19 protein-coding genes are annotated in these 22,311 nt (G+C 66.8%); 10 read left to right on the top strand and 9 right to left on the bottom strand.

Features of this window, described 5'->3' with window-relative positions:
• The first annotated feature begins 64 nt into the window (after nt 1-64).
• Nucleotides 65-1,252, top strand: coding sequence for a YcxB family protein (locus ACFRAQ_RS28790; protein WP_379105148.1), 1,188 nt, complete (start codon nt 65-67; stop codon nt 1,250-1,252).
• A gap of 54 nt (nt 1,253-1,306) precedes the next feature.
• On the opposite strand, the gene ACFRAQ_RS28785 is transcribed toward ACFRAQ_RS28790, so the two are convergent.
• A complete protein-coding gene (locus ACFRAQ_RS28785; RefSeq protein WP_379105146.1) occupies nt 1,307-1,732 on the bottom strand; it encodes a hypothetical protein in 426 nt (141 codons plus the stop codon).
• A gap of 333 nt (nt 1,733-2,065) precedes the next feature.
• On the opposite strand from ACFRAQ_RS28785, the gene ACFRAQ_RS28780 reads away from it, so the two are divergent.
• The 9 genes from ACFRAQ_RS28780 (at nt 2,066) to ACFRAQ_RS28740 (ending at nt 15,060) form a co-directional block, all read left to right on the top strand.
• Nucleotides 2,066-4,072, top strand: a complete 2,007-nt coding sequence (locus ACFRAQ_RS28780) for a serine/threonine-protein kinase (protein ID WP_379105144.1) — start codon at nt 2,066-2,068, stop codon at nt 4,070-4,072.
• Nucleotides 4,073-4,158: 86 nt separating this feature from the next.
• A complete protein-coding gene (locus tag ACFRAQ_RS28775) occupies nt 4,159-5,745 on the top strand; it encodes a hypothetical protein (RefSeq protein ID WP_379105142.1) in 1,587 nt (528 codons plus the stop codon).
• Nucleotides 5,746-5,812: 67 nt separating this feature from the next.
• Complete coding sequence (locus ACFRAQ_RS28770) at nt 5,813-6,913, top strand: hypothetical protein (protein WP_379105140.1); 1,101 nt, start codon at nt 5,813-5,815, stop codon at nt 6,911-6,913.
• Between the two features lie 50 nt (nt 6,914-6,963).
• Nucleotides 6,964-7,272, top strand: coding sequence for a hypothetical protein (locus ACFRAQ_RS28765; protein WP_357285220.1), 309 nt, complete (start codon nt 6,964-6,966; stop codon nt 7,270-7,272).
• A gap of 3 nt (nt 7,273-7,275) precedes the next feature.
• Complete coding sequence (locus ACFRAQ_RS28760; protein ID WP_357285218.1) at nt 7,276-7,794, top strand: YbaB/EbfC family nucleoid-associated protein; 519 nt, start codon at nt 7,276-7,278, stop codon at nt 7,792-7,794.
• Between the two features lie 83 nt (nt 7,795-7,877).
• On the top strand, nt 7,878-8,330 hold the full coding sequence (locus ACFRAQ_RS28755) for a hypothetical protein (RefSeq protein WP_379105137.1): 453 nt from the start codon (nt 7,878-7,880) through the stop codon (nt 8,328-8,330).
• Nucleotides 8,331-8,506: 176 nt separating this feature from the next.
• Nucleotides 8,507-13,960, top strand: coding sequence for a hypothetical protein (locus ACFRAQ_RS28750; protein WP_379105135.1), 5,454 nt, complete (start codon nt 8,507-8,509; stop codon nt 13,958-13,960).
• Nucleotides 13,961-13,995: 35 nt separating this feature from the next.
• On the top strand, nt 13,996-14,688 hold the full coding sequence (locus tag ACFRAQ_RS28745; RefSeq protein WP_379105133.1) for a hypothetical protein: 693 nt from the start codon (nt 13,996-13,998) through the stop codon (nt 14,686-14,688).
• Nucleotides 14,689-14,772: 84 nt separating this feature from the next.
• On the top strand, nt 14,773-15,060 hold the full coding sequence (locus ACFRAQ_RS28740; RefSeq protein WP_379105131.1) for a hypothetical protein: 288 nt from the start codon (nt 14,773-14,775) through the stop codon (nt 15,058-15,060).
• Between the two features lie 24 nt (nt 15,061-15,084).
• Here ACFRAQ_RS28740 and ACFRAQ_RS28735 read toward each other — a convergent pair whose 3' ends face one another.
• The 8 genes from ACFRAQ_RS28735 to ACFRAQ_RS28700 all read right to left on the bottom strand — a co-directional run bounded on the left by ACFRAQ_RS28735 (nt 15,085) and on the right by ACFRAQ_RS28700 (nt 22,236).
• Nucleotides 15,085-15,402, bottom strand: a complete 318-nt coding sequence (locus tag ACFRAQ_RS28735; RefSeq protein WP_379105129.1) for a PE family protein — start codon at nt 15,400-15,402, stop codon at nt 15,085-15,087.
• Nucleotides 15,403-15,493: 91 nt separating this feature from the next.
• Nucleotides 15,494-16,753: a hypothetical protein gene (locus ACFRAQ_RS28730; RefSeq protein WP_379105127.1), complete on the bottom strand. Its 1,260-nt coding sequence runs from the start codon at nt 16,751-16,753 to the stop codon at nt 15,494-15,496.
• The gene (locus tag ACFRAQ_RS28725; protein ID WP_357089064.1) at nt 16,750-17,067 is read right to left on the bottom strand and encodes a type VII secretion target; all 318 of its coding nucleotides are present in this window, start codon (nt 17,065-17,067) and stop codon (nt 16,750-16,752) included. The genes ACFRAQ_RS28730 and ACFRAQ_RS28725 overlap by 4 nt, the downstream gene beginning before the upstream one ends.
• A gap of 180 nt (nt 17,068-17,247) precedes the next feature.
• A complete protein-coding gene (locus tag ACFRAQ_RS28720; RefSeq protein ID WP_379105124.1) occupies nt 17,248-17,586 on the bottom strand; it encodes a hypothetical protein in 339 nt (112 codons plus the stop codon).
• Nucleotides 17,583-18,374 carry an ESX secretion-associated protein EspG gene (locus ACFRAQ_RS28715; RefSeq protein ID WP_379105122.1) on the bottom strand — a complete coding sequence of 264 codons (792 nt, stop codon included), beginning with the start codon at nt 18,372-18,374 and terminating at the stop codon, nt 17,583-17,585. The genes ACFRAQ_RS28720 and ACFRAQ_RS28715 overlap by 4 nt, the downstream gene beginning before the upstream one ends.
• Nucleotides 18,375-18,376: 2 nt before the next feature.
• A complete protein-coding gene (locus ACFRAQ_RS28710) occupies nt 18,377-20,227 on the bottom strand; it encodes a WXG100 family type VII secretion target (protein WP_379105120.1) in 1,851 nt (616 codons plus the stop codon).
• A gap of 79 nt (nt 20,228-20,306) precedes the next feature.
• Nucleotides 20,307-21,941, bottom strand: a complete 1,635-nt coding sequence (locus tag ACFRAQ_RS28705) for a hypothetical protein (protein WP_379105118.1) — start codon at nt 21,939-21,941, stop codon at nt 20,307-20,309.
• A gap of 13 nt (nt 21,942-21,954) precedes the next feature.
• Nucleotides 21,955-22,236, bottom strand: a complete 282-nt coding sequence (locus ACFRAQ_RS28700; RefSeq protein WP_379105116.1) for a hypothetical protein — start codon at nt 22,234-22,236, stop codon at nt 21,955-21,957.
• Nucleotides 22,237-22,311 lie beyond the last annotated feature (75 nt).

Genomic DNA, 22,311 nt, shown 5'->3' with positions numbered 1-22,311 from the left:
AGTCGCGTCACCGGGGGTCGACCGGTAGGGTCCGGACAGACATGCTCAGTCAAATGGGGGACGAATGAACCAGTCGTGGCAGCCTTCGCATGCCGAAGATTCGGCTCCGACCGGCCATTCGCTCGAGGTCACCACGATCGCGGACTCCGAGACCACCATGCGTTTGAGTCGCGTCCAGGCCCTGGCTCGCTGGCGCTCGCCCTCCCTGTGGGGCGGCCTGCTCTTGATCCCCCTGATCCTGCTGTCGCGGCGCTTTCTCGAGTTCTTCGTCTCCGCCGGTAAACCCGGTTGGAGCCCCGCTACCCTGCCGCTGTTCTATCTTTTCATCCTCGCGATCGCGATCGTTGTCTGCGCCCTGCTCACCGCTGTCGCGATGGTCAGACGGAACCCGGCGATCGCCGCCTACACCGCCCCCGGCACCTCGATATCGGCAATATTTCACCGCGACGCACTGGAATTGGCGCTGACTACCGGCACCACCACCATCCCCTACAACGGGATCAAGGATCTCGCCAGGATCGGTGGAGGAATCTTCCTGCGCGAGAGGGGCACCCGCGGCATCGTCCTGCCGCGCGAGCTGTTCCCCGACGCGGCGTTCGAGGCGATGGGGCGGCGGCAGGGCGGACGATCGGCTCCACTGCCGAACCTGTCCAAAGAAACGCGAGCCGTCCTCATCGCCGGAGCGGTGCTGATACTCGGTGTGGGAATCGTTGCCGCCATTACTATTTCGAGGGATAGCGCGCCGAACATCTCCCTCTCCAGCGCACCGAAGGGATGCGACATGGTTCCGGCGGGGACGGTAGCGGCTTACCTGCCCGGTACGGCATGCAACGCTTACGACCGGGATGCTTCGAACAGATATCTGCGCTGGTCCGGCAGCACCGGTCTCCTCTCGACCGTCGAGGCGACGGTGACCGTGGAGGCCGGAGAATCGGGCGCGAAAGACTGCTTCACCACCGGTCGGCAGGAGATGGTGACAGCAGCGCCGACTTATGCGAACCAGTCACAGCAGGAGATTTCGCGACTCGGCGACAATGGACCAGCCGTCGACCAGGGATGGCTCATCACAGGCATATTCGGCAAGAACGGCGGGTACCCGCGCGCGGATATCGTCGTGCGACAGGCGAATGCCTGCGTGCGCATCACCGCCAGCGGATTCGGCGATAGCCGCGCCAGAGACTCCGGCCCGGCGACGGCCAACGATGCCGCGATCAGTTTCACCCGGGAAATCCTGACGTCTCTGTCGCACTGATCGTTCAGAGACTGGATTCCCCATGTCCGATTGAAGGCCTGCGCCCCTCCCGGGTCACGTCTCGAATCCCGTTGACACCCAACCATGTAACTCACCAATCTGGAGCCACATGACGAGGAGGACGATGACGTAGGCCAGGACGCTGGCCATACCGATCCAAACCAATCCTCTACCTATCAAGTTCTTCTCGTCGATCGAGGGATCGCCTTTGACCAGGGTCAACAACGGGATGCGATACCCGCTGTTGTCTCCGCCGTCGGGCACGGTGAAGGCCGCGATCAGTAGCAGGATGTCCGCGATCTTCAGTAGCGAATGCTGATCAGCGGTGGACAAGGCCGCGGCGAACAGCAGAGGCGCGCAGACCACGAAAGCCGGCAGGCCGAGCGTCCAGAGGGTGAGCATGATCAGCCAGCCCGGGGCCAGCAGGCGGATGAGGACCAGACCGAAGACCAGCGGCAATTGCCATGAAACGATTGTCATCCCCACACCACTCCCCTGACGTCGCGCACCCGAGCCTAGCGACCCGAGCGGCGAGTGGCCCCGCCCCGCAAATCGGCTGCGACCTACTCGATCGCACGCCCTACCTCACCCGAGTGTGGCGAGTGGGTCTTGCGACGCTGCACCAATTCTCGAACGATGCGCGCGATCTCCTCCTTAGTTCAATAGTCGATCCTTCCTCGGCCGAGGCTCATGACCTTGACCGATGTCGAGGAGCTCGACGACATCACACCGGGCCGAATCGGCGCAGACAGTTGGTGACCCGATACCATTTGCAACGCGAATCAGGCAGTACGACGGGGGATGTGGGCGTTCGTGGACAAAGGGACTCCGTTCGGGCACTACCGGCTGCGCCGTCTGCTCGGCGAAGGTGGGATGGGGCAGGTTTACGAGGCGTTCGACACCCGTAGTGACCGGATCGTCGCGCTGAAGGTTCTGCCGCCGCACTCGGCTGCCGATCCTGAATTCCGGGAGCGGTTCCGACGTGAATCACGCGCGGCGGCGGGGTTGAACGACCCGCACGTGATTCCGATCCACCAGTACGGTGAAATCGACGGACGTATGTATCTGGACATGCGGCTGGTGCAGGGGCAAGGCGTGGATACTGTGCTCGCCCAGCGTGGTTCGATGCCACCGGCGTTGGCGGTGTCGGTCGTAGGACAGGTCGCGGCTGCGTTGACTGCCGCGCATGCGAATGGGCTCGTGCACCGGGATGTGAAGCCCTCCAACATGTTGTTGTGCGCGGACGACTTCGTGTACCTCATCGACTTCGGTATCGCACGCTCCGCCGCCGAGGCTGGGTTGACCAGCACCGGCGCGGCGATCGGCACCTTCGCCTACATGTCCCCGGAACGCCTGGCAGGTGTGGCCGACATTCGGTCGGATGTGTATGCGCTTGCGTGCGTCCTGCACGAATGCCTCACCGGCTCACAGCCTTTCCCCGGTGCCAGTCTGGAACAACAGATCACCGCGCACCTGACCAGCCCTCCGCCCCGGCCGAGCGTGGTCCGGCCGGACGTGCCGGCGGCGTTCGACGACGTCATCGCGCGGGGCATGTCCAAGGATCCCGCACAGAGGTATCAAACAGCGGCAGAGCTGGCGACAGCTGCCCGCAACGCCCTGGCTGTCTCTACCGACCTGAGGGCACCAACCGCGCCAACGCTCCAGGCACCGCGGCCCCCGGAACTGAATCACGCCGATGAGGATCGTTGGTGGGAACCCGAAACCGTACTCGTCGAATCTGTTCCGGACTCGCGGCGCAGCGAGCGCACCCGCGAGACCACCGATGCGCCGCCGGATATTGGCAAGAAGAAGGTGCGGCGTGGCCGCATCCTGCTCAGCCTGGCTGTCGCCACCGCGGTGGCAGCACCGATCAGCTGGTACGCGACACGCCCAGAACCACCGCAGGACTACTCCCTGGCGCACCCACCGCAGGTCCCGACCTACAAGGTAGGGGAGATGCCGGAGTACGTGACCGTAGACGCGGCCACCCATACCGCCTTTGTCGGCAACAACAGACTCGGGCGAGTCTGGGCAGTAGACACGGTCTCTCATACCGTGACCGCGACCATCGATGTCGGGCAATCGAATGTGTGGGGAATGGCTCTCGATCCGGGCCTCCACACCCTCTTCACTCTGGGATCCGGGTTCATCACGATGATCGACACGGAGACCCGGACCGTCATCAATGGAATTGCCGTCAAGGATGCGTCGTTTCTCCAGGGAATAGCGGTCGACCCGGACACGCATACGCTCTACACCAGCAGCAGCGTGAGGATATTTGTGGTCGACGCCGTCGCTCGCACCGTCCGGTCATCCTTTCCCGTCCGCGACTATTCAGATCAGTTGGCCCTGGACGCAAACGCCCATACGCTGTACGCGGTCAATACGAAGAGCAATACCGTCTCCGCGATCGACACAACATCCCAGAAGGTCACAGCCACCATCAATGTCGGGAAGAGTCCCCGGCAGGTGGCAGCGGACCCCATCACCCACACCGCATACGTGACCAACTACGACGACGGAACGGTATCGGTGATCGACACGGCATCCCGCGCTGTCATCGCCACCATCAACCTCGCAGGGGATGCTGGTCACGGAGGACCTGAATCAGCCAAGGCAGTCACGTTCGACAAGGACACCCACACCGTCTACGTGACCTCCGGCAGCAGCACGGTTTCCGTGATCGACGGTCTGTCCCATGTGGTCATGTCCACCATCGGAGTCGGCGAATCGCCGTGTGACGCGGCAGTGGATCCGTCCACCCACACTCTCTACGTCATCAATAACCGCGGTAACTCGATGTCGGTGATCGAACGCTAGCTCCGACGCGGCTGCTGCTCTCGTTGGCGTCGGGAGAGCTGGGCAATTAGGGTCGCAGGATCACATGGGGAGGGATGGGCGGAGCTATGAGTTACATGCGGAATGACGGCGTCATGGGTGCGGGCGGGGCGGGGAGCGCGGGGGCGGGGCGGGTCACCGGGGGGTTGTTGATCGCGGCGGCGGTGTTGGTGTTCGCGGTGTTGTGGGCGCCTGTGGCGAGCGTTCAGTTCGGTGGCCGGTCGTGGGAAACGTCGGTATGGGAGGGGAACGGGGGATCCGGGCTTGCCGACTGGTTCTCCGCTGTGCCGTATGTGCTGATCGGGCTCGTGGCGGGTGTGACGGGGATATTGCTCGTGGTGGGGGTGGGTGCTCGGCGCAGTGTGCTGTTCTGGGTGGCGGCCTTCGCGGGTGGGATGGTGCTGGCGATCTCGTCGGGGGACGTGATGGCTTATGCGCAGGGGTTCAAGGAGAACATCTCACCGGCGGCTGGATTCTGGGTGCTCATGCTGGCGATGCTGGTTGCGATCGGGGCTCTGGTGAGTGGGCTGCGGGATGCGGTGGTTTCGAAAAGCGGTGCGCTGCAGGAGACCAACGGGGCAGCCGGTGGGGCGGCGGACCGGGTGACGGGTGTGTTCTTGCTTGTCGCGGCCGTTGTCGAACTGGCGGGGTCGTTCAAACCGGCGATCAGCGACAGCTCATACTTCAGGTCCATCTGGCGCACGAACTCGGACGGATCGGCGCCGCTGCTGCTGGTGCATTTCGTACTCATTCTGATCGTGGTGGTCGTGGTGGCGATTGCCCTGCTCACGGGTGCGGGTGCGCGGAATCCGGCAGTGCGCGCGGCAGGTGCGGCCGCCGCCGCGCTCATATTCACGGACGAAATCAACGGGCTGATTTCCACCTTCACCATCATGGGGCTCAACTTCTGGGAATACCTGGGCATCGGTCTCGTCATGATGGTGCTGGCGCTGTTGCTGTCCTTCGCCGCGGCCGTGGCGGGGCTGGTGGCGCAGTCGGCGCGACCACGCGCGGCGGCCCAGCCTCGGGCGAGCTATGCACCGATGAACGCCGCGCCCAACCCGTTCGCGCCGGCGCCCCATCCCTTCGCCCCCGCTCCGGCGGCGAATCCCTTTGCGCCCGCCTCCTCAACGAATCCCTCCGCCCCTGCTCCGGCGGCGAATCCCTTCGCACCCGTTCCGCCGGCCAATCCGTTCGCACCCACTCCCCCGGCGAATCCCTTCGCGCCCGCGCAACCCGCGCCTGCGGTGGAGGCGACCGTCAAGATCGAGCCGACACCGACTGCCGTGCAACCGCCGCGGATGGCGCGCGTCTATGACGGCAAGGATGCCGACGGGCGGCCTGTCGTGGATCGGCCCGCGGTGGAGGGGAATACGCGGACGGCCGTGCTGGCGTATCTGGAGTCGGCGCCGATCGTGTTGGCGGCACGGAGTTTCGAGCAGGATGAGTTCGCGCCTGGGGATCGGGATGTGCCGTTGAACTTCCGGACCGATGGGGTGTGGGTGTGGGCGGGGGCGGTGCCGCACTATCTGCACAAGCATGGACTGGCGCCGGAGCCGGAATTGGTGCGGCACATCGCGGATCGCGGGTTTCGGGTCGGTGAGATCGGCGACGCGGCTCAGCAGGCTGCTATTCAGGTGATCACCGGAAGCTGATTGGGTAACGAGGAACAGTGTGAGTCAAGACAATTCGACCGCCGAGTCGCCGGATGTGGGTTTCCGGATGGCTGCGGCAGTCCCGGCGCCCGAGTCGGGCAGCAGTACCGCTGAGCAGGTGGCCGATCGGGTAGCCGACGAACTTCTTGCCCTGATCCCGGACGGGTTCGATCGGCTGGAAGCGGCCATCGCGATGACCGTCACGGATGAGGCCGCGCAGGTCATCGTGTCGGACGGACAGAGCGTCGCGCAGGTGCCGCTGTCGAGGCGTGCGGTCGAATTGCTGCGGGAGGCTCGGCAGCTGGCGGCGACGTCGGCCGAAGGGCCCTGGTGGCGGTTTCTCGCCGCTGTCACCACGACCGGTCCCGCACGGATCGAATACGACTACGGCGCTGAGCCTTTCCCCGAGCAGCAGCTGTTCCCACCCCAGGCGTACCTCGCCGACCTGCTGGAGTATCCGCGCGAGCGGCTGCCGGTCTGGCTGGCGGCGTATATCGGACATGGTGATCGGCAGGCGCGGACTCCGAGTACCGCCTTCGCGGCGGCGCAGGCCGACGCCACGGCGGTTCCGGCCGGAGAGGGACTTCCGCCGCTCCCGGTCCTGTGGGCGCGGTGGGCACTGATCTCCGCGGCGTTCGTGGCAGTGAAATCTCCACTCGGACCGCGAGTTACGAGCGCGCTCGGCTGGTTCGAGGGCCGAACTCGTAGCGGTTCGACGCTGCATCGGCTGCCGCACGGTCGGGCGGTGCTGTCCGGTGGCATCTGGAACGCACCGGAGCTGGATGCCGTGTACAACGGCGGCACGGCGATGCCGCAGTTCTATCGGGGGGCTCCGGATTGGGTCGCGGATCCGGTGTTAAGCCCCAGGGCCGCAAACGGTTTGATGTCGTTCTGCTACTGGTGGGATGGAAACGCGTGGTATCGCGGTGAGTCCCCGGACGCGAACGGCGTGCAGGACGCGCTCCCCGGCGTATGGAATGACGATGCCGTCTACGACGTGCTGACACAGGTATTCGACGGCAATGCGTCGTCCTGGCTCACGGCGCTGATAGCCGCAGCTGATACCGGCACCGTGACGCGCACACTGCTGTCCCGCGCGCTGGTGGGCCCCGACATCGATCTCGACAGCGCCTATTTTCAACTGATCTTGGCGGGTGTCGCCGAGTAGTCGCGTATATGATCGCAACCTGATGGTCAGATGAACATTGGGGGTTCGACGTGAGCAAGGTAGAGGTCGAGATCGCCGGAATGCGTTCCGTAGCAGGTGGACTCGATGACGTGAACACCAAGGTCACCGACATTCTCAACGCGATCACCGCGGCCGCGGACGCTCACGAAGGCGTCTGGGGTCATGACGAATTCGGCGACCAGTTCGCCGAGGGCGAGAGCGGATACGACGCGCGCAAGCCCGGTCTGCTGGCCGCACTCGGGTCGAAGACGACGCTGCTGGCGCAGTACTCGAAGGGCCTGCGCGACGGCGCGACCAAGCTCGAAAACATGGATGAGGCCAACAAGAACGGCTTCTGATCGATGACGAACGAGGTCGCGAAAGCGCAGTTGGCCGATCTGGCCGAGATGGTGCAGGGCAGTTTCGCCGCCGTCGCACGGGCACAGCGGGACCGAGCCCGGCTGACAGCGAGCGCGCGTGCCGGTGGGCGACGGGTCACGGTCACCGTCAATGCCGACGGTGCCGTGATCAAGACCGAATTCTCCGATGACATCGACGAACTGACCTATTCCGAGATCGCCGCCGCCGTCACCGCGGCCGCGCAGGAAGCCGCCGTCCAGGTCAGGGAGAAGTCGCAGGAGATCCTGGCGGCATTGCAGGCCGAGAAGGCGAAGATGCCGACGCTGTCCGAAGTCTTCCCGCTCATGCCCGATATCCAGGCCATGATGCCCACTCCCCCTGAGGTTTCGATGGCGCCGCCGAATGCCGCCGAACGCCGGGAACCCGACGCCGACGCCGGGCCGCGGTTCGAGAATGTCGAGGAGTTCGAGCACGATCCCAAGGCCCGAGCGCATTCGGATGCCGCGACACCCGGCTGGTGATCGACACCGGGCGAATGATCGGCCGGCGCCCGCCGATGCGATGATGTGGCTCGACCGCGCGGAAGATCCCGAAAGGCAGGCCAATGCTCTGGTTGAAAGAGTCGCCATCCTTCTTCCGGTTCCGCAACGGCACCATTCGCCTCGAGGAGCCCGAGCACGGCATCGTGGTCGGGCAGCGTTTGAACATCCGGACCGGCGCCTTCGAACCGGCGTCGGCGGAGGATATCGACGCGGTTCTGAAACCTGGTGCGGATCTGGACTTCTCGGAGCTGACCGAAGAGCGGTTCATCCGCGCGACCGAAGAAGCGCGCAGCACGTATCTCCGCGGCGACGGCCCGATATTCGATATGTACCGCCAGGCGAAAGATATATTCGAGCGGGCCGAGCGGGAACGGCGGCGACTCGCCCCCGAGGAGCGGGACCGGATCGCCGACCTCTACCGCACGACTTTCCGGACGTGGGAAGAGGAATTCGCGCGGCGAACCGCGGGCGAGGCTCCGACCTTCCGCTATACCTGGGTGGGCGACGCCCGGTAGTCTCGCGAGAATTGGACCGGCAGAAGCACTCTGGGTAGGGTGAATCGGAGAATCTTCCAATCCGGTTGGGAGCCCGGACCTTACGATCAGCTGCGAAGTGGAGCCGATGATTGTCCGGATGGACCTGGGTTGGAGACCACCTACCGAACTGGCTGATGGCGGCCCTCAACTTCGGAATGTCTTATCCGAAGGGCGATCAGGACGCACTCTTCGATCTGGGTGACGCCTGGAAGAAGGCCGCGGCCGACCTGGAAAAGCTCGAACCCGACCTGAGGACCGTCACCGGCAGGCTGCCCCAGTTCTATGACAGCGACGGCGCGGTGAAAGTCAGCGCCGAGCTCGCGACGCTGTTCGACGGCAAGGACTATTCCATCCAGAAGCTGGTCGAATGCTTGAACCAGCTCGGCCACGATACGCGCGCCACCGCAACGGAAATCGAGTACGCCAAGATCCAGTCGGAGATCTTCGCGCTGCTCACGCTGTACACCGTGCTCCAGCTGAGCGCGACCCTGTTCGGCGAGGCGCTCGTACCGGAAGTGCTGCTCACCGCGCGCGGGACCCTGCGCATCTTCGCCGAAAAGGTCATGGAGCGGATCGGGCTGCTCCGAGCCCGGGCCGCCCTGGAAACCCTCGCCCAGCCCCTGCTTCGCGAGATCACGGTGCCGCTGGGCGAAAAGCTCGCCGCGCAGGCGGCGACGCGGCCGCTGCTCAACACCGCATTGAAGTACGGCGGAAAGTCCCTGGTCGCGGGGCTCGGCGCGGGCACGATGGGGGCCGGGCTGGATGCCGGTACGCAGTTCATCCAGATCCTGGAGGGCCACCGCGACGACGGCTTCAACCTCAAGCAGACCTTCCAGACCAGTCTCATGTGGGGCGTGGGCGGCGCCGTCGGCGCGCCGTTCCACGCGAAAGTGGGAGACCTGCTGAGGGATACGCGGCTCCCCTCGCGGCTGGGCGGAGCCATCGCCGGCGGCGTCGGCGGCGGCATGGGCGCCGTCGGCATGTACGGGACCGGACTCGCCACCCAGCTCTACGACAACGGTGGCGACTGGAGCAAGGTCGACAAGACCTTCCACACCGAGCTGCTGATCGGTGGCTTGGCCATGGGCGTCGGCGGCGGAGCGAACCATGGGATGGAGAACGGCCACAGCGCTCCGAGCGACACCGCGACCACGGCGAGGCCCAGTCCCGACGGCAGTGCCCCGCATGCCCCCGCACCGGAGGTCCACTCCCCCGCGCCGGAGGTTCAGGTGGCGGGCGAGCAGCCCGGACGCGGTGCACCACACGATGTTCACCCCGCCGCGGCGTCCGAACAACCGGTCAGCCACGAACCGGCCGACGCCCGTACCGGGGAGCGAGCAGCGCCGGCTTCGGAAGCTCCGCGCAATGATCTCCAGACCAATGCGACTACAACGGGCGACGGAGGTTCTCGGAACAGCGACGCCGGCACGAAGCTCAATGATGCGGGACCGAAAGCCGGCGACTCGGGCCCGAAGACCAGCGATACGGGCTCAAAACTCAGCGATACGGGCACAAAGCTCGGCGATACGGGCCCGAAGCTGGGCGATACGGGCCCGAAGACCGGTGAGACCGGTACCAAGCTCGGAGAGACAACCGCCAAGCCGGCCGACACGGCCGCACCGCGGGCCGGAACTCCCGCACCACAAGCCGGTGAGGGGCCGCGCGCATCGACGGCGGCGACCGACCACCGCGGCAATGTCGCGGCGGGCGCCCAGGACAGAGCCGCGCCACTAGGCCGCACCCCCGAGGCCCGGCCTGCGGAAGCCGCCTCCGACACCCAAACACGGTCAACTCCAACGGAATCCGCCACGAAGCCGGAGCAGTCTCCGACGGGGAAGCCGACCGACCGCACCGACCCCTCGGGCAAGTCACCCGAAACGGAACCATCGCGGAGGGATCCCGCGCCCGAAGGACCACGGCCCGAGGACTCCCTACCGGATCGGGCCGAGCAGACACCGAAAGAGCCTGAAGCCCAGCACGAACCGCGACAGCAGCCGGCAACAGAGGTTCAGCGCGAGAACGAGCGCCGAGGCAGCGGACGCCCCGACAGCGGCGACCCGGCGCCGGAAGCTCCCACACCCAGGGACTCCCCGGTGCACGACGAAATCGCGCCCGCTCTCGTCGTGACAACGATGCCGGGTGAGCACGAGGCCAGGACGCATTCCCCTGACGCGGCGAAGCACGACGCTCGCGACGGCGCGCGGGCCCGCGGCCACGAGAACTCGAAACCCACTGACGCGCAGGATTCGCACACACCGGCCGACCCATCGAAACCTGATCCAGCAGAGAGTGATTGGTCGAAGCGTCCCGAAGACGAGTGGTCGAACCGGGACAGCAACCAGGTCGCGGACGAACTGGCGAAGCGGTGGGACCTCGAAGTGTCGGGGTTCGACCATCCACTGCTCGACCCCGAGGTGGCGCGCGAGTTCGCTCGCGCTATCGACGAGATGCTGACCCGCTACCCGGACGTGGATCTGCGCAAGGTGTCGATCGACTCGATCGGCGACCCCGGCACCTACGCCGCGACGTACGAAGGGCACAGCCCGTCGGGCCGCATGTACACCGACGAAGTGGTCCTGGACCGGGACTACGCGCTCGATCCCGAACGGATGGCCCGCGAGATCGCGGAAGACGAGGCGGACGGCCATCTGGTTCCCGGATCCGCCGACCGCCCGATCCACTCGACCCTGGTGCACGAGTTCGGCCATGTGCTCGCCATCGAGTCCCAGGAACACGCCGAGCTGACCGCCTACAAGGCTCTGGCGGACCATTTCGAGGCCACCCGCGGCGGGATGGACAAGGACGCCTTCCACGAATGGCTGGATCAGCTCAGCGGCTACAGCTTCGACGAGAACGGCAGATTCGACGGCCCCGAAGCGGTGGCCGAGGCGTTCACCGATGTCGAGTATCACGGTGAAGGCGCCACCGAGCCCGCCCGGGTCCTGTACCACCACCTCCTCGACAGCGCCCGCGACCACGGCAGCACCCCGGACGGCTTCTCGCATCGTCCCGACGACGCGGGCCAGGACCCGCGTGCACGAAAGGGGAAGTCTCCCGGTTCATCCGAGCCGAACGGCGAACACGAGGGCCCCGCCACCGCGCCCGAATCGCCCGAAGCCGGTGGCCCCTCCGCACCCGATGTCGAGAGCTACCTGGAGCAGCCTCGGGTGTCGGCCGCCTTGGACCGCGCGGACGAACTCGGCATCACCACCTCGATCAACGGTGTCGACACGCCGGTCAGCGCCGTCATCCGGGATCTGCTCCCCCAGCATCCCGAGCTGGCCGACATGCTCCGGAGCAACGAGCACCTCGAACGCTCGCTGCTGGAACGCCCGAAAACACTGGCGTCAGTGCTCACCCACCCCGATGGTCTGCCGGTCCTGCACGATGCCGTCAAGGCGGTCGCGGAGCGCGGACCGGAATCGGCGCTGGCGGAACCGGTTCACATCGAGCCGACCCCGCTGACCCCGGCGGAGCGGGCGATGTCGCACGAGATCCGGGACGCGATCGGCGACGTGCCCGAATCGAGCCGCAGGCAGCCCGAATTCGACTACGGCAGAATCGAGGACCCGGAATACCAGCGCGAGTTCCTGCGGAAGCAGTACGACATCTGGCGGGCGTCGCAGGACGCGCTCAATGACGTCGTCCGGGACATCGCGCAGGAGACCGAGGGCACGCCCGGTTGGCGCGACGCCCCGAAGGACGAGACCCGCGCCTGGGACAAGATCAAGGGCTACGACGGCGACGTCTCCCGCTTGACCGACCTGGTCGGCGCGAAGATCGTCTTCGACCAGGTCTCCGACGCCTACCGCGCGCTCGAGATGATCGAGAACGATCCCCGGGTGCGGATCGTCGAATTCGAGGACCGCTTCGACCACCCCACGCCCTCCGGCTACCGCGACCTGCAAATGAAAGTCCAGTTGGAGAACGGCCACATCGCCGAACTCCGCCTGCATCTGAGCCACATCGACGCCGTCGCCAGCTACGAACACGCGCTCTACGAGGTGCAACGCGACTTCAAGGCCCTGGCCAAGGACGAGAACCGCGCCATGCACCCGGAGGAGGCGGCGCTCAGCACCGAACTCAAACGCACTGTGAGCGGCCGATTCTGGGAGGCGACGCAGCAAGGGCTACCGGAAGAGCACGCGCCGACGAGACAGGAACCCCCGGAAAGACGGGCCAGGGCCCGCAGCGGCATCCCTGACGAACCTCGAGACCCCGGTTCGACGCCGGCCGACCCGAACCGGCCCGAACAGCCGATCGGCGAACAGCTGCGCGACAGCGGCCAGCTGACACCGGAACTTCGCGACGGCTTCGATAACCTGCGCAGCCTGGCAGCGGAAATCGATCGCGCCGCCGCCGATCCCGCCCGAGCCGATGAATCGACGAACCTTCGTGAGCGATTCGCGGAACAATACGACGGTCTCGGTCTGCGCGACGCCGAGAACAGCGGTGCCATGTGGCAGCTGTTCGACCAACACGACCAGGCGCTGTCCACCTACCTCGCGGAATACGCGCGTGATTTCCTGCCTCTCGCGGAGCAAGCCCCTCCCGGCCACGAGCAGCTGAGGGATCGATTCGAGCAGGTCCGCGCGCACGTCAACGACATCTTCGCGGCCACCAACGATCCGGCCCGAGCTCACGAATTGCCTGGACTACGTGCGAAATTCGGTGAACTCGCCGACAGCATCGGCCTGCGCGAGCAGGAAAACCGGGGCCCGGCGTGGCAGTCGTTCACCGAGCACGACGCGGCGCTCGCCGAGTATGTGGAGCAGAATCACGACCATCTGCTGCCCCGTCCCGAGGATGTCAACCCGCCCGCTCCCGAGCCGATCAAGCCGCTCCCGGGATACCAAGGGAACTTCCACCAGGACGCCCGAGACATTGTGAGCGCGCTCGAGAACGCGGGGCGTCCCGACCTGGCGCAGAAGTTCACGGACCTGGTGAACCGCGAAGTCGACGGCGGCAATGTGGGAGGGCTCGAGGATTGGATGGGAGAGACCGCCCCGCGCGCCCGAGCCAGCGATATGGACCAGGTTCTCGACAAGGCCGCCGAGCTCACCGAACTCGACCGATTGGCTCGCGAGATCGAAGCCCACCCGGAACTGAGCGTCCGGTTCAATCCCGGTGTATCCGGGGACAAGTCGTTCGACATCCTCGTCGAACGCACCGCGAACAATGGGTCGACGACAGTCGAGCGACGGGTCGAGATCGAACGGATGAAACATCTGCCCGAGCAGGCGACGAGCATGCACGGCGCCGCACTGCACGGCGCGGACAAAGCCGTAGCGCCGGTGCCGGACCGGATACCGTCCGCCGAGACCACGGTGGTCATGCCCGAGAGTCCACCGGAAGGGCGCGTCCAGCCGCTGGGCGGCGGCAACGAACGGAGGTTCGGCGCGAACGGATGGGACTATGAAATCGTCGACCCGAACGGCAATGTCCGCAAGACGGGCAACCTCCTCGACGAGCTGGCCAAGAGTTTCACCGTCAACAAGAAATTGCACCCGAACCTGGCGAACCTCGATGCCGTTCGCTTCGTGGACGAGAATGGCAACCTGCTGGGACAGATGGTCCGAGACGGTGAGGGATGGAGAAAGGTTCAGTGATCGGATTCAGCGAGTATCGGCCGCATGGTGAGAGTTTGACCTTCACGCGCAGCTTTCCCGTGGACGTCGAGAGCTCCGAGGCGTTGTTCGCGGATGCGCTGCGCGTGCGCGACCATCTGGCGAATGTCGTGCGCCCCACGGGCTTCGATCTGTGGTTCACCTGCGCGATCGAGGGCACCTACATCAATGTGGACGACCCGCGGCCCTCCGACCAGTACTGGGAAGTCCTGCGGACGGATACGCCGCTGCCGCAGGGCGACGGCCCGCAACCGGCTGTCGTCACACGGTTTCCGGTCCTCACCGATCCGGACCTGATCAGCACCTACCGGCAGGCGCTGAATACGATCACTTGCCCGCCAGGGTTTTTCGTGATGTTCGAGAGCATCGCCCCGCTGGGTGCGACCACCCGCTTCGTACGGACCGACGAAGCGCCGAGCTCGGACGTTCTCCCGGTCACCTTGTGGGACGACACCCTGAACCTCCCCGTCACCACCGAGGCGGACGGAACCACATGGCTCGGCCCGCTCCCCGACGCGGCCCCCTACCTGCCACCGGTCACCTTCAGGATCTGGTTCGACAGCATCCTGGTCCTCACACTCGATGTGCACTGGGGACGGTGGCTCGAAGCGGGGAACGCGGAGCACGCGCTGCTCCAGGCGGCACTGGACGCACTGCTCGCCGACGACTGGCAGCTGACCTCCGGCGAGCCCCGGCATTTCAAACTCTGAGATCCCGGAACGCGAGCCGGGCACACCGCGGGCATCGGGCAGCTCGATACGATGGCCCGGACGCCGAAGCAGAAGGAGACGGACGTGCGGCATGGCCGTCCCAGCCAGGAACAACTGAAGCTGAACTTCGAGAGCATGCTGGCGCGCGCGCTGGCCGGACAGGGGCTGCGCAGCTCGACCGGGCTCGACGAGGAGACCCGCACCGCACTCCGAGCTGTCGCCCGCGCCCATCCGAATGCCACCGATGACCTCGTGGAGGCCGCGCGCCAAGCCTTCGCCGGCCAACTGGACGGCAGCAACGCCGCCCGGTGGCACGCGCAGGCGGACCAGATGCTGAGCGAGATGGAGTCTCGCTCACGCGAATCGGAGTGATCCCGCGGTCTGCACCGCGATCGGTCAGAGGTTCGTGAAGTCGGTCGAGTTGTCGGTTTCGACCTTGCCGAAGGTGGCGGCCTGCTGCCGCACGACGGCGGCCAGCTTGCGCAATTCGTCGATGCCGCCGCCACTCTGGTCCACGAAGGACGCGCCGACGGCGCTGAGGGTCTCGGCGGCCGACAGCGACACCTTGTCCGAGCCCGCGGCGGGCACGGCCAGGACCGAAGCGTCCGCGCCGAGCGCGGCCTCCAGACGATCGGCCACGGCTTCCAGGTCAGCGGCGGCGGCCAGCACCGTGTCCGCGTCGAAACGCACACCGCCCAAGTTGAATTCGCTCATCGTCCCTCCCTTTCGCCGCGAATCCTACCGTGTCGCACCGACGGACACCGAGCCGGTTTCCGCGGTGTCGATCACCGGTTCGCGCTGTGGATCACTGTGCCGGGCGCGGACCGTTGGTGCCGACCGCGCCGATCACCGGCACGCCCGTGTAGCCCAGCTCGCCCACGACCTCGTCGCCGTGTTCACCGGTGACCAGGTTGGTGCGCACTTCCTCGTCGGCGTCGCCGGCCAGCCCGGCGCCCGCGCCCGCGGCGCCCATCGGCGGCGGCACCATGCCACCGCCCATACCGGCGCCGCCGACACCGGGCACCGGGGCGGGTACGGCGACCGGCGGGGTGGTGGTCGCGCTCATGGTCCGGGGGCTGGTCTGGCCCAGCGGGGCCGCGCCCGCGCCGCCGCCCAGGCCACCGATCGGCATGAGCCCGCCGCCGCCACCGAGTCCGCCCGGACCCGGCTGCGTGGTCTTCGGTTCGGTCTCCGGCGCCGGCTGCACGGTCGAGGGCTCACTGATCGACTGCAACTGCTGCAGGGTCTGCGCGCCCTGCCCCGCGACGCTGCTCAACGGCGCGATCGCGCTCAACAGCTGGGTGACCTGCGAGAGCGAGTCCACGCCCTTCGGCGCGTCGGTGACCTTCACCTTGTGCCCGGCGGTGGTCATGTTCGCGCTGTGCACCGTCATCTCGGTGCGGGTCTTGGCCACCACCGCGGTGGCCTCGGCCGCCGTCTCGCTGGCCAGCGACAGCAGGAACGCCTGGCCCGGCGGGGTGGCGATGAACGGGGCGGCCAGGGTGACGCCCGTGACGAACTTGGTGATGACGGCCGACATCATCGCGCTACCCACGGCCACCGAGCCCGCGGCACCGGCCATGACGGTCTTCTGGTGCCCGTTCTGGGTTTCCAGTTCCAGCGCATTGGTCTGCGCGGCCGCGCCCTTCTCGGCAGCGCCCGCCGCACCCGAACCCTCCCAGGAGTTCGAATTGGCCAGCGACATCACCGACTGCGCGATCGACATCACCTGCTGCAATGCCGAGGAGACACCCGAGAGCATCTGCGACGCGTCCAGACCCTGACCCAATTGGCCGGTGCCGAAGGTGGAGGCCAGATCGGTGAGCGGCTTGGTGAGCGCGGTCAGATCCAGGGTCGGCAGCGGCGGCATGTCCGGCATCGGGGGCAGCGCCGGAATCTGCGGCAGCGCGGGCAAACCCAGCGTCGACAGCACCTCGGCGACCGGCGAGTCCAGCAGCGGCGCGAAAGCGGTGTCGCGCAGGGCATCCGCCACCGACTGCCCGCTCGCCACCGTGGGAGCGGCCTGCGCGGCTCCCGTCGAACCCTGGTCGAAGGGCGTACTCACAGGTCCCGCGATAGCGACAGGAAGTCGACGCCCGCGGCGCCGTCGACGGCCTCGTAGGACGCCGCGGCCTCGTGCGCGGTGACCGCGGTCCCGGCGTGCACGGCCGCCAGCTCCGCCACCGACGACAGGTGATTGCCCTGCGCGCCCGCGTAACTCAGCAGGAAGTCCTGGCCGATGAGGCCGAAAACCGGTACCAGTGCGGCGACCGTGGCGACCTGGTCGACCGCGGCGGCGCTCGCCACCGCGGTGGCCATGGCGGCCGAAGCATCGCCGTAAGCGCGAATCGCGTCCGGAGTGGCAACGAGATGGCTCATGAGACCCCCATCAGGAAGATCATTTCGGTTCGAACTATACAGAGCGGTGAATCGCCCGGCATAACGAAGAGTTCACTAATTGACCAACGGCCCGGTGAACACCGGGTATTCCCCAGGTGATCGAGGGTACGGCGGATCAACTTGCCGCACTGTATATTTCACACGCGTATTCACACATGCTCAGATCGGGCGCAGCCAGCTGTCGGGTTCGGTCTCGTAGTCCTGCTCCTCGACGTACTCCTGCCTGGTCACATCGTCGGTGGTCGGCAAGCCGGTCAGCGCCAGCAGTTCCGGGGACAGCCCGGCGGCCCGCAGCTGGGCACGTCGCTCGACACCGGCGCGGGCCGCGGATTGCTTGCACAGGCGCAGAATCTCCGAGGCCAGCAGCTCCGGGTCCTGGCGCAGGCGGTCCCGTTCCACCGAAACCGCCCGGGGCAGGCCCTGTTCGGTGGTGGTGACCACGATCGCACCGGTCCGGGAGGACAGCGTGAACTCGCTCGGGAATTCGTCTGCGGTCATCGGTTCGTCTCCCATTCGTCGGCGACCGCCAGGACCACTTCGGCGATCCGGGTGTTCACTTCGGTCACCACGCGGCGGTGATCGGCGGCCATCGCCACGGGTGGATGGTCGGCGGTGATCAGATAGCGGCCGTCCTCCGCGAGGTCGCGCCACTGCAGATGGTGCCGGGTGATACCGCGCGGGCCGAAACGCGAACGGCCTTGCACCACATCGATGGTGCCCGCGGTCGAGGCGGTGATCGCCAGGAACTCCGCGGCACGGTCCACCACGCCGCCCTCCAGCGTCTCGTGCGCCGGAGACAGGCCGAAACCGTAGTCGGTGTCCACCACGTCCTCGGCCTCGGCGAGCACGCGATCGCCGCCACGGCCCGCCGGCGCCTCCGGCAGCAGGCGCACCACCTGCTCGGCCAGCTCGTTGGCCCAGAACTCGGAGATGGTGAATCCCGAGGCAGGCCCGGCGGTTTCGCCAGGATGCTGCATCAGCAAGTAGCCCGCGTCGCCCGAACGCACCCCCATCACCCGAAGACTGGACTCCGGTACGACCCGGTCGCCCAGATCCCAGCCGCGCAGCTCGATCCGGACATCCGGGGTGTGCAGCGCGCGCAGCACGTCGGCCAGATCCTGGTCGTGGCGATCACGCACACTGTCGCGCGCGTGAATCTTGCTGTCCTGGAAGGCACTCCACAACGGCGCGCGGCTGGTGAAGAACATCGGCTCGGGCAGATGCTCCTCGCCGAGCTCCTCCCACAGCACGAGGAACTCCAGATCGGTGAAGGACCAGGATCGCACCGTCAGCCCTCGACCACCGGCTTGGCCACCACCGGCGCGGTGCCCATCGCCTCGTCCAAATACTCTGAGGAATCCAGGAATTCGGGGCGCTTGTGGTCCTTGCCGCCCTGACCCTGACCGCCGGCGCCGTGACCCATCGGGCCCATACCGCCACCGCCGCCCATACCGCCCATGCCGGTGGAGCCCGCCGCGACGCCCGCGCGGGCCACGCCCATCGAGGTCGATTCCGCGGTTTCGGCCAGCGCGGCACGCGGGAACAGGCGCGAGGTCTCGAGCATCGGCTTGGGCGCACCGCCACCACCGCCGCCACCGCCTCTGCCGCCACCACCCAGGCCCTTCTTCAGGTCTTCGAGGTTGGGCATGCCCGCCAGCGGGGAGTCCTTCAGCTTGTCCTTCAGTTCCTGCTGCTGCTTCTTCTGCTGCTCGGTGGTCTGCAGGCTCGTGAGGCCCTGCATGCCCTGCTGCAGCGCGCTCGACAGCTGCGACATGCCCTGACTGGACTGGCCGGAGTTCGAATTCGGGTTGGTCCCGGACGGATTCCCTTGCGGATTGGTGCCGTTGGGATTGGTGCCGTTCGGGTTCGTCCCATTCGGGTTGGTGCCGTTGGGGTTCGTGCCGTTCGGATCGATTCCGTTGGGGTTCGTCCCATTCGGATCGATTCCGTTGGGGTTCGTGCCATTGGGGTTCGTGCCGTTGGGGTCGACACCGTTCGGGTTGATCTTGTTGTTCGGCATGTTGCCGAGATTCGGCATGCTCGCGCCGCCTGCACGGTTCTGCCCGCCGCCGTTACCGCCGCTCCGGCCGTCGCCACCACCGTTGTTCGACCGCCCGCCCGGGCCATCGAGGTGGGGTTTGGGGGCGGTGGGATCGGTCAGCCGCGGGACGGCCTGACCCGCGCCGGTCAGGCCGGGCACATACCAGTGCTGAAAGGCCAGCTGCGCGGCCTTGATCATGTTCTCCATGCGCTGGTAGTGGTCGTAATCGAAGTCGGTCGGCTTGTTGCGGGGCATCATGACCTTGGTGTTCTCCAGCCAACCCGACACGTACTTCAGGTTTTCCGCCATCGAACGCAGGTTGTCGGTGAGGTCGGTCGCCTGCTTCTTGAAGGTGTTGGCGGCGTCCACCGCGCTCTGCGCGCCCGCACTCGACCAGTCCTTGTCGTCCACCATCTTGGTGAGTTGCTTGGTCAGCGCCTCGAAGCTGTCGTCGACCTTCTTGGCGACCTTCGCCCAGGTGGCACTGAAATTCGCCACCGTCTGCGGGTCCATGCCCGCGCCCGCCTCATAGAACCAGTCGAGGTCATGGTGCGCGTAAGGGTTCTCCGGATCGATCGCTTCGTAGTGCCCCTGCTCGTGGGCGACCTTGTACAGGCCCTCATTGCCCTTCGCGTGCTGGTCGATGCGCGGCGCGGAGTCTCCACCGAGGTCGAAGATCTTGCCGTGGTCCAGGGACGGTTTGGCCGGGTCGGTGTCCTTGGCGTCGGCCGCCTTCTTCAACTGGTCGAACTTCGTCTTGGAGTCCACCTCGGCGACGTCGTAGGTCTTGTCGGCCTGAATCATGGTGTCGGCCATGCCGTTCACCAGCTCGATGTAGCGATCCAGGATCGGTCCGAGCGCCAAACCCTGCTCGTTGAAACGCTTCTTGAGAATCAGGACCTGATAGAGATGCTCGTTGTCACTGAAGCCCTTGTGCGTGGTGAGAATATCCTGATAACTCTTGGCATAGATCAGCGCGTTCGCCGCGATGGCGGCCAGTCTCGCGCCCTCGCGCGCGGCTCCCGGTTTCAGCTCGAGATTGCCCGCGTGCGCCTGCTGCGCCAGGCCGGGCCAGGGATTCCTGCCGTCCTCACTCACGTCCCACTCCTAATCTCGCGCGACACTCCGACGATACGGCCAGATCTCACCGATACTCCACTCGTCGGCCGCGATCCCACTACGAATGCCGTTGGCGGAAGCGCTGTTCGAAACCGGACAGGTAGACCGACGGCGGCGTGCTGGAGGTGGCCGCCTCCACCACGCCGTCATCAGCGACATAGAAGAGCGCGCGATCCAGCACGACCTCCTCCGGCTCCACCGGAACGTACACCAGCCAGCCGACCGTAAGCCGTTCCACGCGTTGGCGATCGGGCGGGAATGCGGCGGGGTCGATGCCCTCGGTGTCGAGGTGGTGGCGCACGATCTCGAGGGCCTCGGACTGCGGAATCGGCTCCGGGCCCAGCCGGGCCACGCCCGCCAGCGCCAGCTGGTAGTGCACGGCGTCCAGATCGGCGGCGTCGCCGAAGACTTCGTACAACTGGGCGTGAGTGACATCACGGCGCTGCGCGCCATCGACGAAACTCGTGACGGCCGAGCGCAATTCCTCTGACGGATGCTCGGTGAGCAGGTCGCAGATCACATCGGCGACGGTGCCGGCGGTCCAGATGCCGGGCACCGCGACCGCGACATCGGCGGCCGACGGGGACTCGCCGCGATACCAGCGGCCGCGCTCCCACCAGTAGCAGAAGCTCAGCAGGCCGCCGCCCGCACGAGTGTTCAGCACCGGGTTCGCCACCCACTCGGGCGCGCCCGCGTACAGGCGCGGGAGCGGCGTCTTGCTGTTGTAGGCGACATCCAGTTCCGGCGCGTTCCAGACACCGCCGGACAACACGGCGCGGCCGCCGGGTAGCTCGTACAGGGAGGAACCGGAGCGGCGGGAGCCCTCGAACCAGCCGAAGGACGGCAGGACCCGCGGGCCCCACTCCGAGCCGACCGCCACGAACGCGGCGGCGATGGCCGCCCAGCGCGACCACAACAAGGGGAACGGCGGGAAGTCGTCCTCGGAAACCACCGGGAGATAACCGGATTCGCGATCCGCGCGGGCCTGCTCGGCCGCCTGACGCGGGGAACGGGACTGGCGGTTTCCGTGACCGACATAGGCGGCCAGCCAGGTCGGGAGGGACTCGCGCGGGGTGGCCTCCAGGTCGGCCAGGTATTCCTGCGGGGAGAACAGCTGGTCGTCCGGGAACGGGTCGTCGCCGTAGTCGTGGTCGACGCTCAGCGCGCCCTCGGAGGTGAGGTCCAGTTCCAGTCGCCACCAGGGGTCGCCGAGTTCGGCGGAGAGGAGGCGATGGGCGGCCACCAGGGTCATGATCGTGTCGGTCGCGGGCACCAGGGCCTGGCGCTCGTCGTCGTCCGCGTACAGGATGCGGGAGCGCTGGCCGGAGGCGGCCAGGGCGAAGGCGGCGCGGACCTGGGTCCATCCCTCGGGGGCCAGCTCCTGCAGTTCGGCGGCTATACGGTGGGCGAGGCGGCGGGCGCGCTCGGGAACGTCGAGTTCCTCGGCGGCCATGCTGAAGCCGACATCGGGGCTGGGTTCCGTGGGGACATCCGGGGTTTCGTTCGGGTCCGAGGAAGGATCCTCGCCCAGGACCGCGGACAGGGGGTGGATCTGCGGGCTGTCGTAATCGACGGCCTTTTCGATCCCGAAGGCGGGTGCGGCCGAATCGGGCGCGACCGCGACAGATTCGGGCTGCTGATCGGAATCCGGTGTGCCGGATCGGTTTTCACTGAACTCGCGAGATACGGTCACGCGGGGATCGTCGCTAACTGTCCGACGCGGGCTTGCGCTCGGCGAACCGGCGCTCCAGGTCCGCGCGCCAGCGGGCGGCATTGCTGCCGTCGAGCTGGCCGGCGAAGGACTCGCGGGCGGCGGTCACCAGGTCCTCCGTCGCGTTCGGGTACGCCTCCGCGATCGCCCACAGGGCGTTCTCGGTCGGCGAATCCAGACCGGACGCGGTCCGCACACCACGCCCCTCCCGCACATCGGCCAGGATCGTGTCGAAATTCCGCCGCAGCTGCTCTTCGCTCGGGCGTTCACCGCGCACGTCGAACCTCCTCATCCGTTCCGAAAACCAACTGTCAGCATCACATACCCGGGACAACCGTGCGGTTGCCGAAAC

The sequence above is a fragment of the Nocardia sp. NPDC056611 genome, assembly GCF_042792755.1.
Classification (GTDB): domain Bacteria; phylum Actinomycetota; class Actinomycetes; order Mycobacteriales; family Mycobacteriaceae; genus Nocardia.
This window is presented reverse-complemented; position numbering and strand designations above follow the sequence as displayed.

Bases quoted from the DNA above. Each gene is read 5' to 3' on its own strand.
- ACFRAQ_RS28735 (WP_379105129.1), bottom strand. From the start codon at position 15,402: ATGAGCGAATTCAACTTGGGCGGTGTGCGTTTCGACGCGGACACGGTG.
- ACFRAQ_RS28720 (WP_379105124.1), bottom strand. From the start codon at position 17,586: ATGACCGCAGACGAATTCCCGAGCGAGTTCACGCTGTCCTCCCGGACC.
- ACFRAQ_RS28725 (WP_357089064.1), bottom strand. From the start codon at position 17,067: ATGAGCCATCTCGTTGCCACTCCGGACGCGATTCGCGCTTACGGCGAT.
- ACFRAQ_RS28760 (WP_357285218.1), top strand. From the start codon at position 7,276: ATGACGAACGAGGTCGCGAAAGCGCAGTTGGCCGATCTGGCCGAGATG.
- ACFRAQ_RS28755 (WP_379105137.1), top strand. From the start codon at position 7,878: ATGCTCTGGTTGAAAGAGTCGCCATCCTTCTTCCGGTTCCGCAACGGC.
- ACFRAQ_RS28770 (WP_379105140.1), top strand. From the start codon at position 5,813: ATGGCTGCGGCAGTCCCGGCGCCCGAGTCGGGCAGCAGTACCGCTGAG.
- ACFRAQ_RS28750 (WP_379105135.1), top strand. From the start codon at position 8,507: ATGTCTTATCCGAAGGGCGATCAGGACGCACTCTTCGATCTGGGTGAC.
- ACFRAQ_RS28790 (WP_379105148.1), top strand. From the start codon at position 65: ATGAACCAGTCGTGGCAGCCTTCGCATGCCGAAGATTCGGCTCCGACC.
- ACFRAQ_RS28775 (WP_379105142.1), top strand. From the start codon at position 4,159: ATGAGTTACATGCGGAATGACGGCGTCATGGGTGCGGGCGGGGCGGGG.
- ACFRAQ_RS28785 (WP_379105146.1), bottom strand. From the start codon at position 1,732: ATGACAATCGTTTCATGGCAATTGCCGCTGGTCTTCGGTCTGGTCCTC.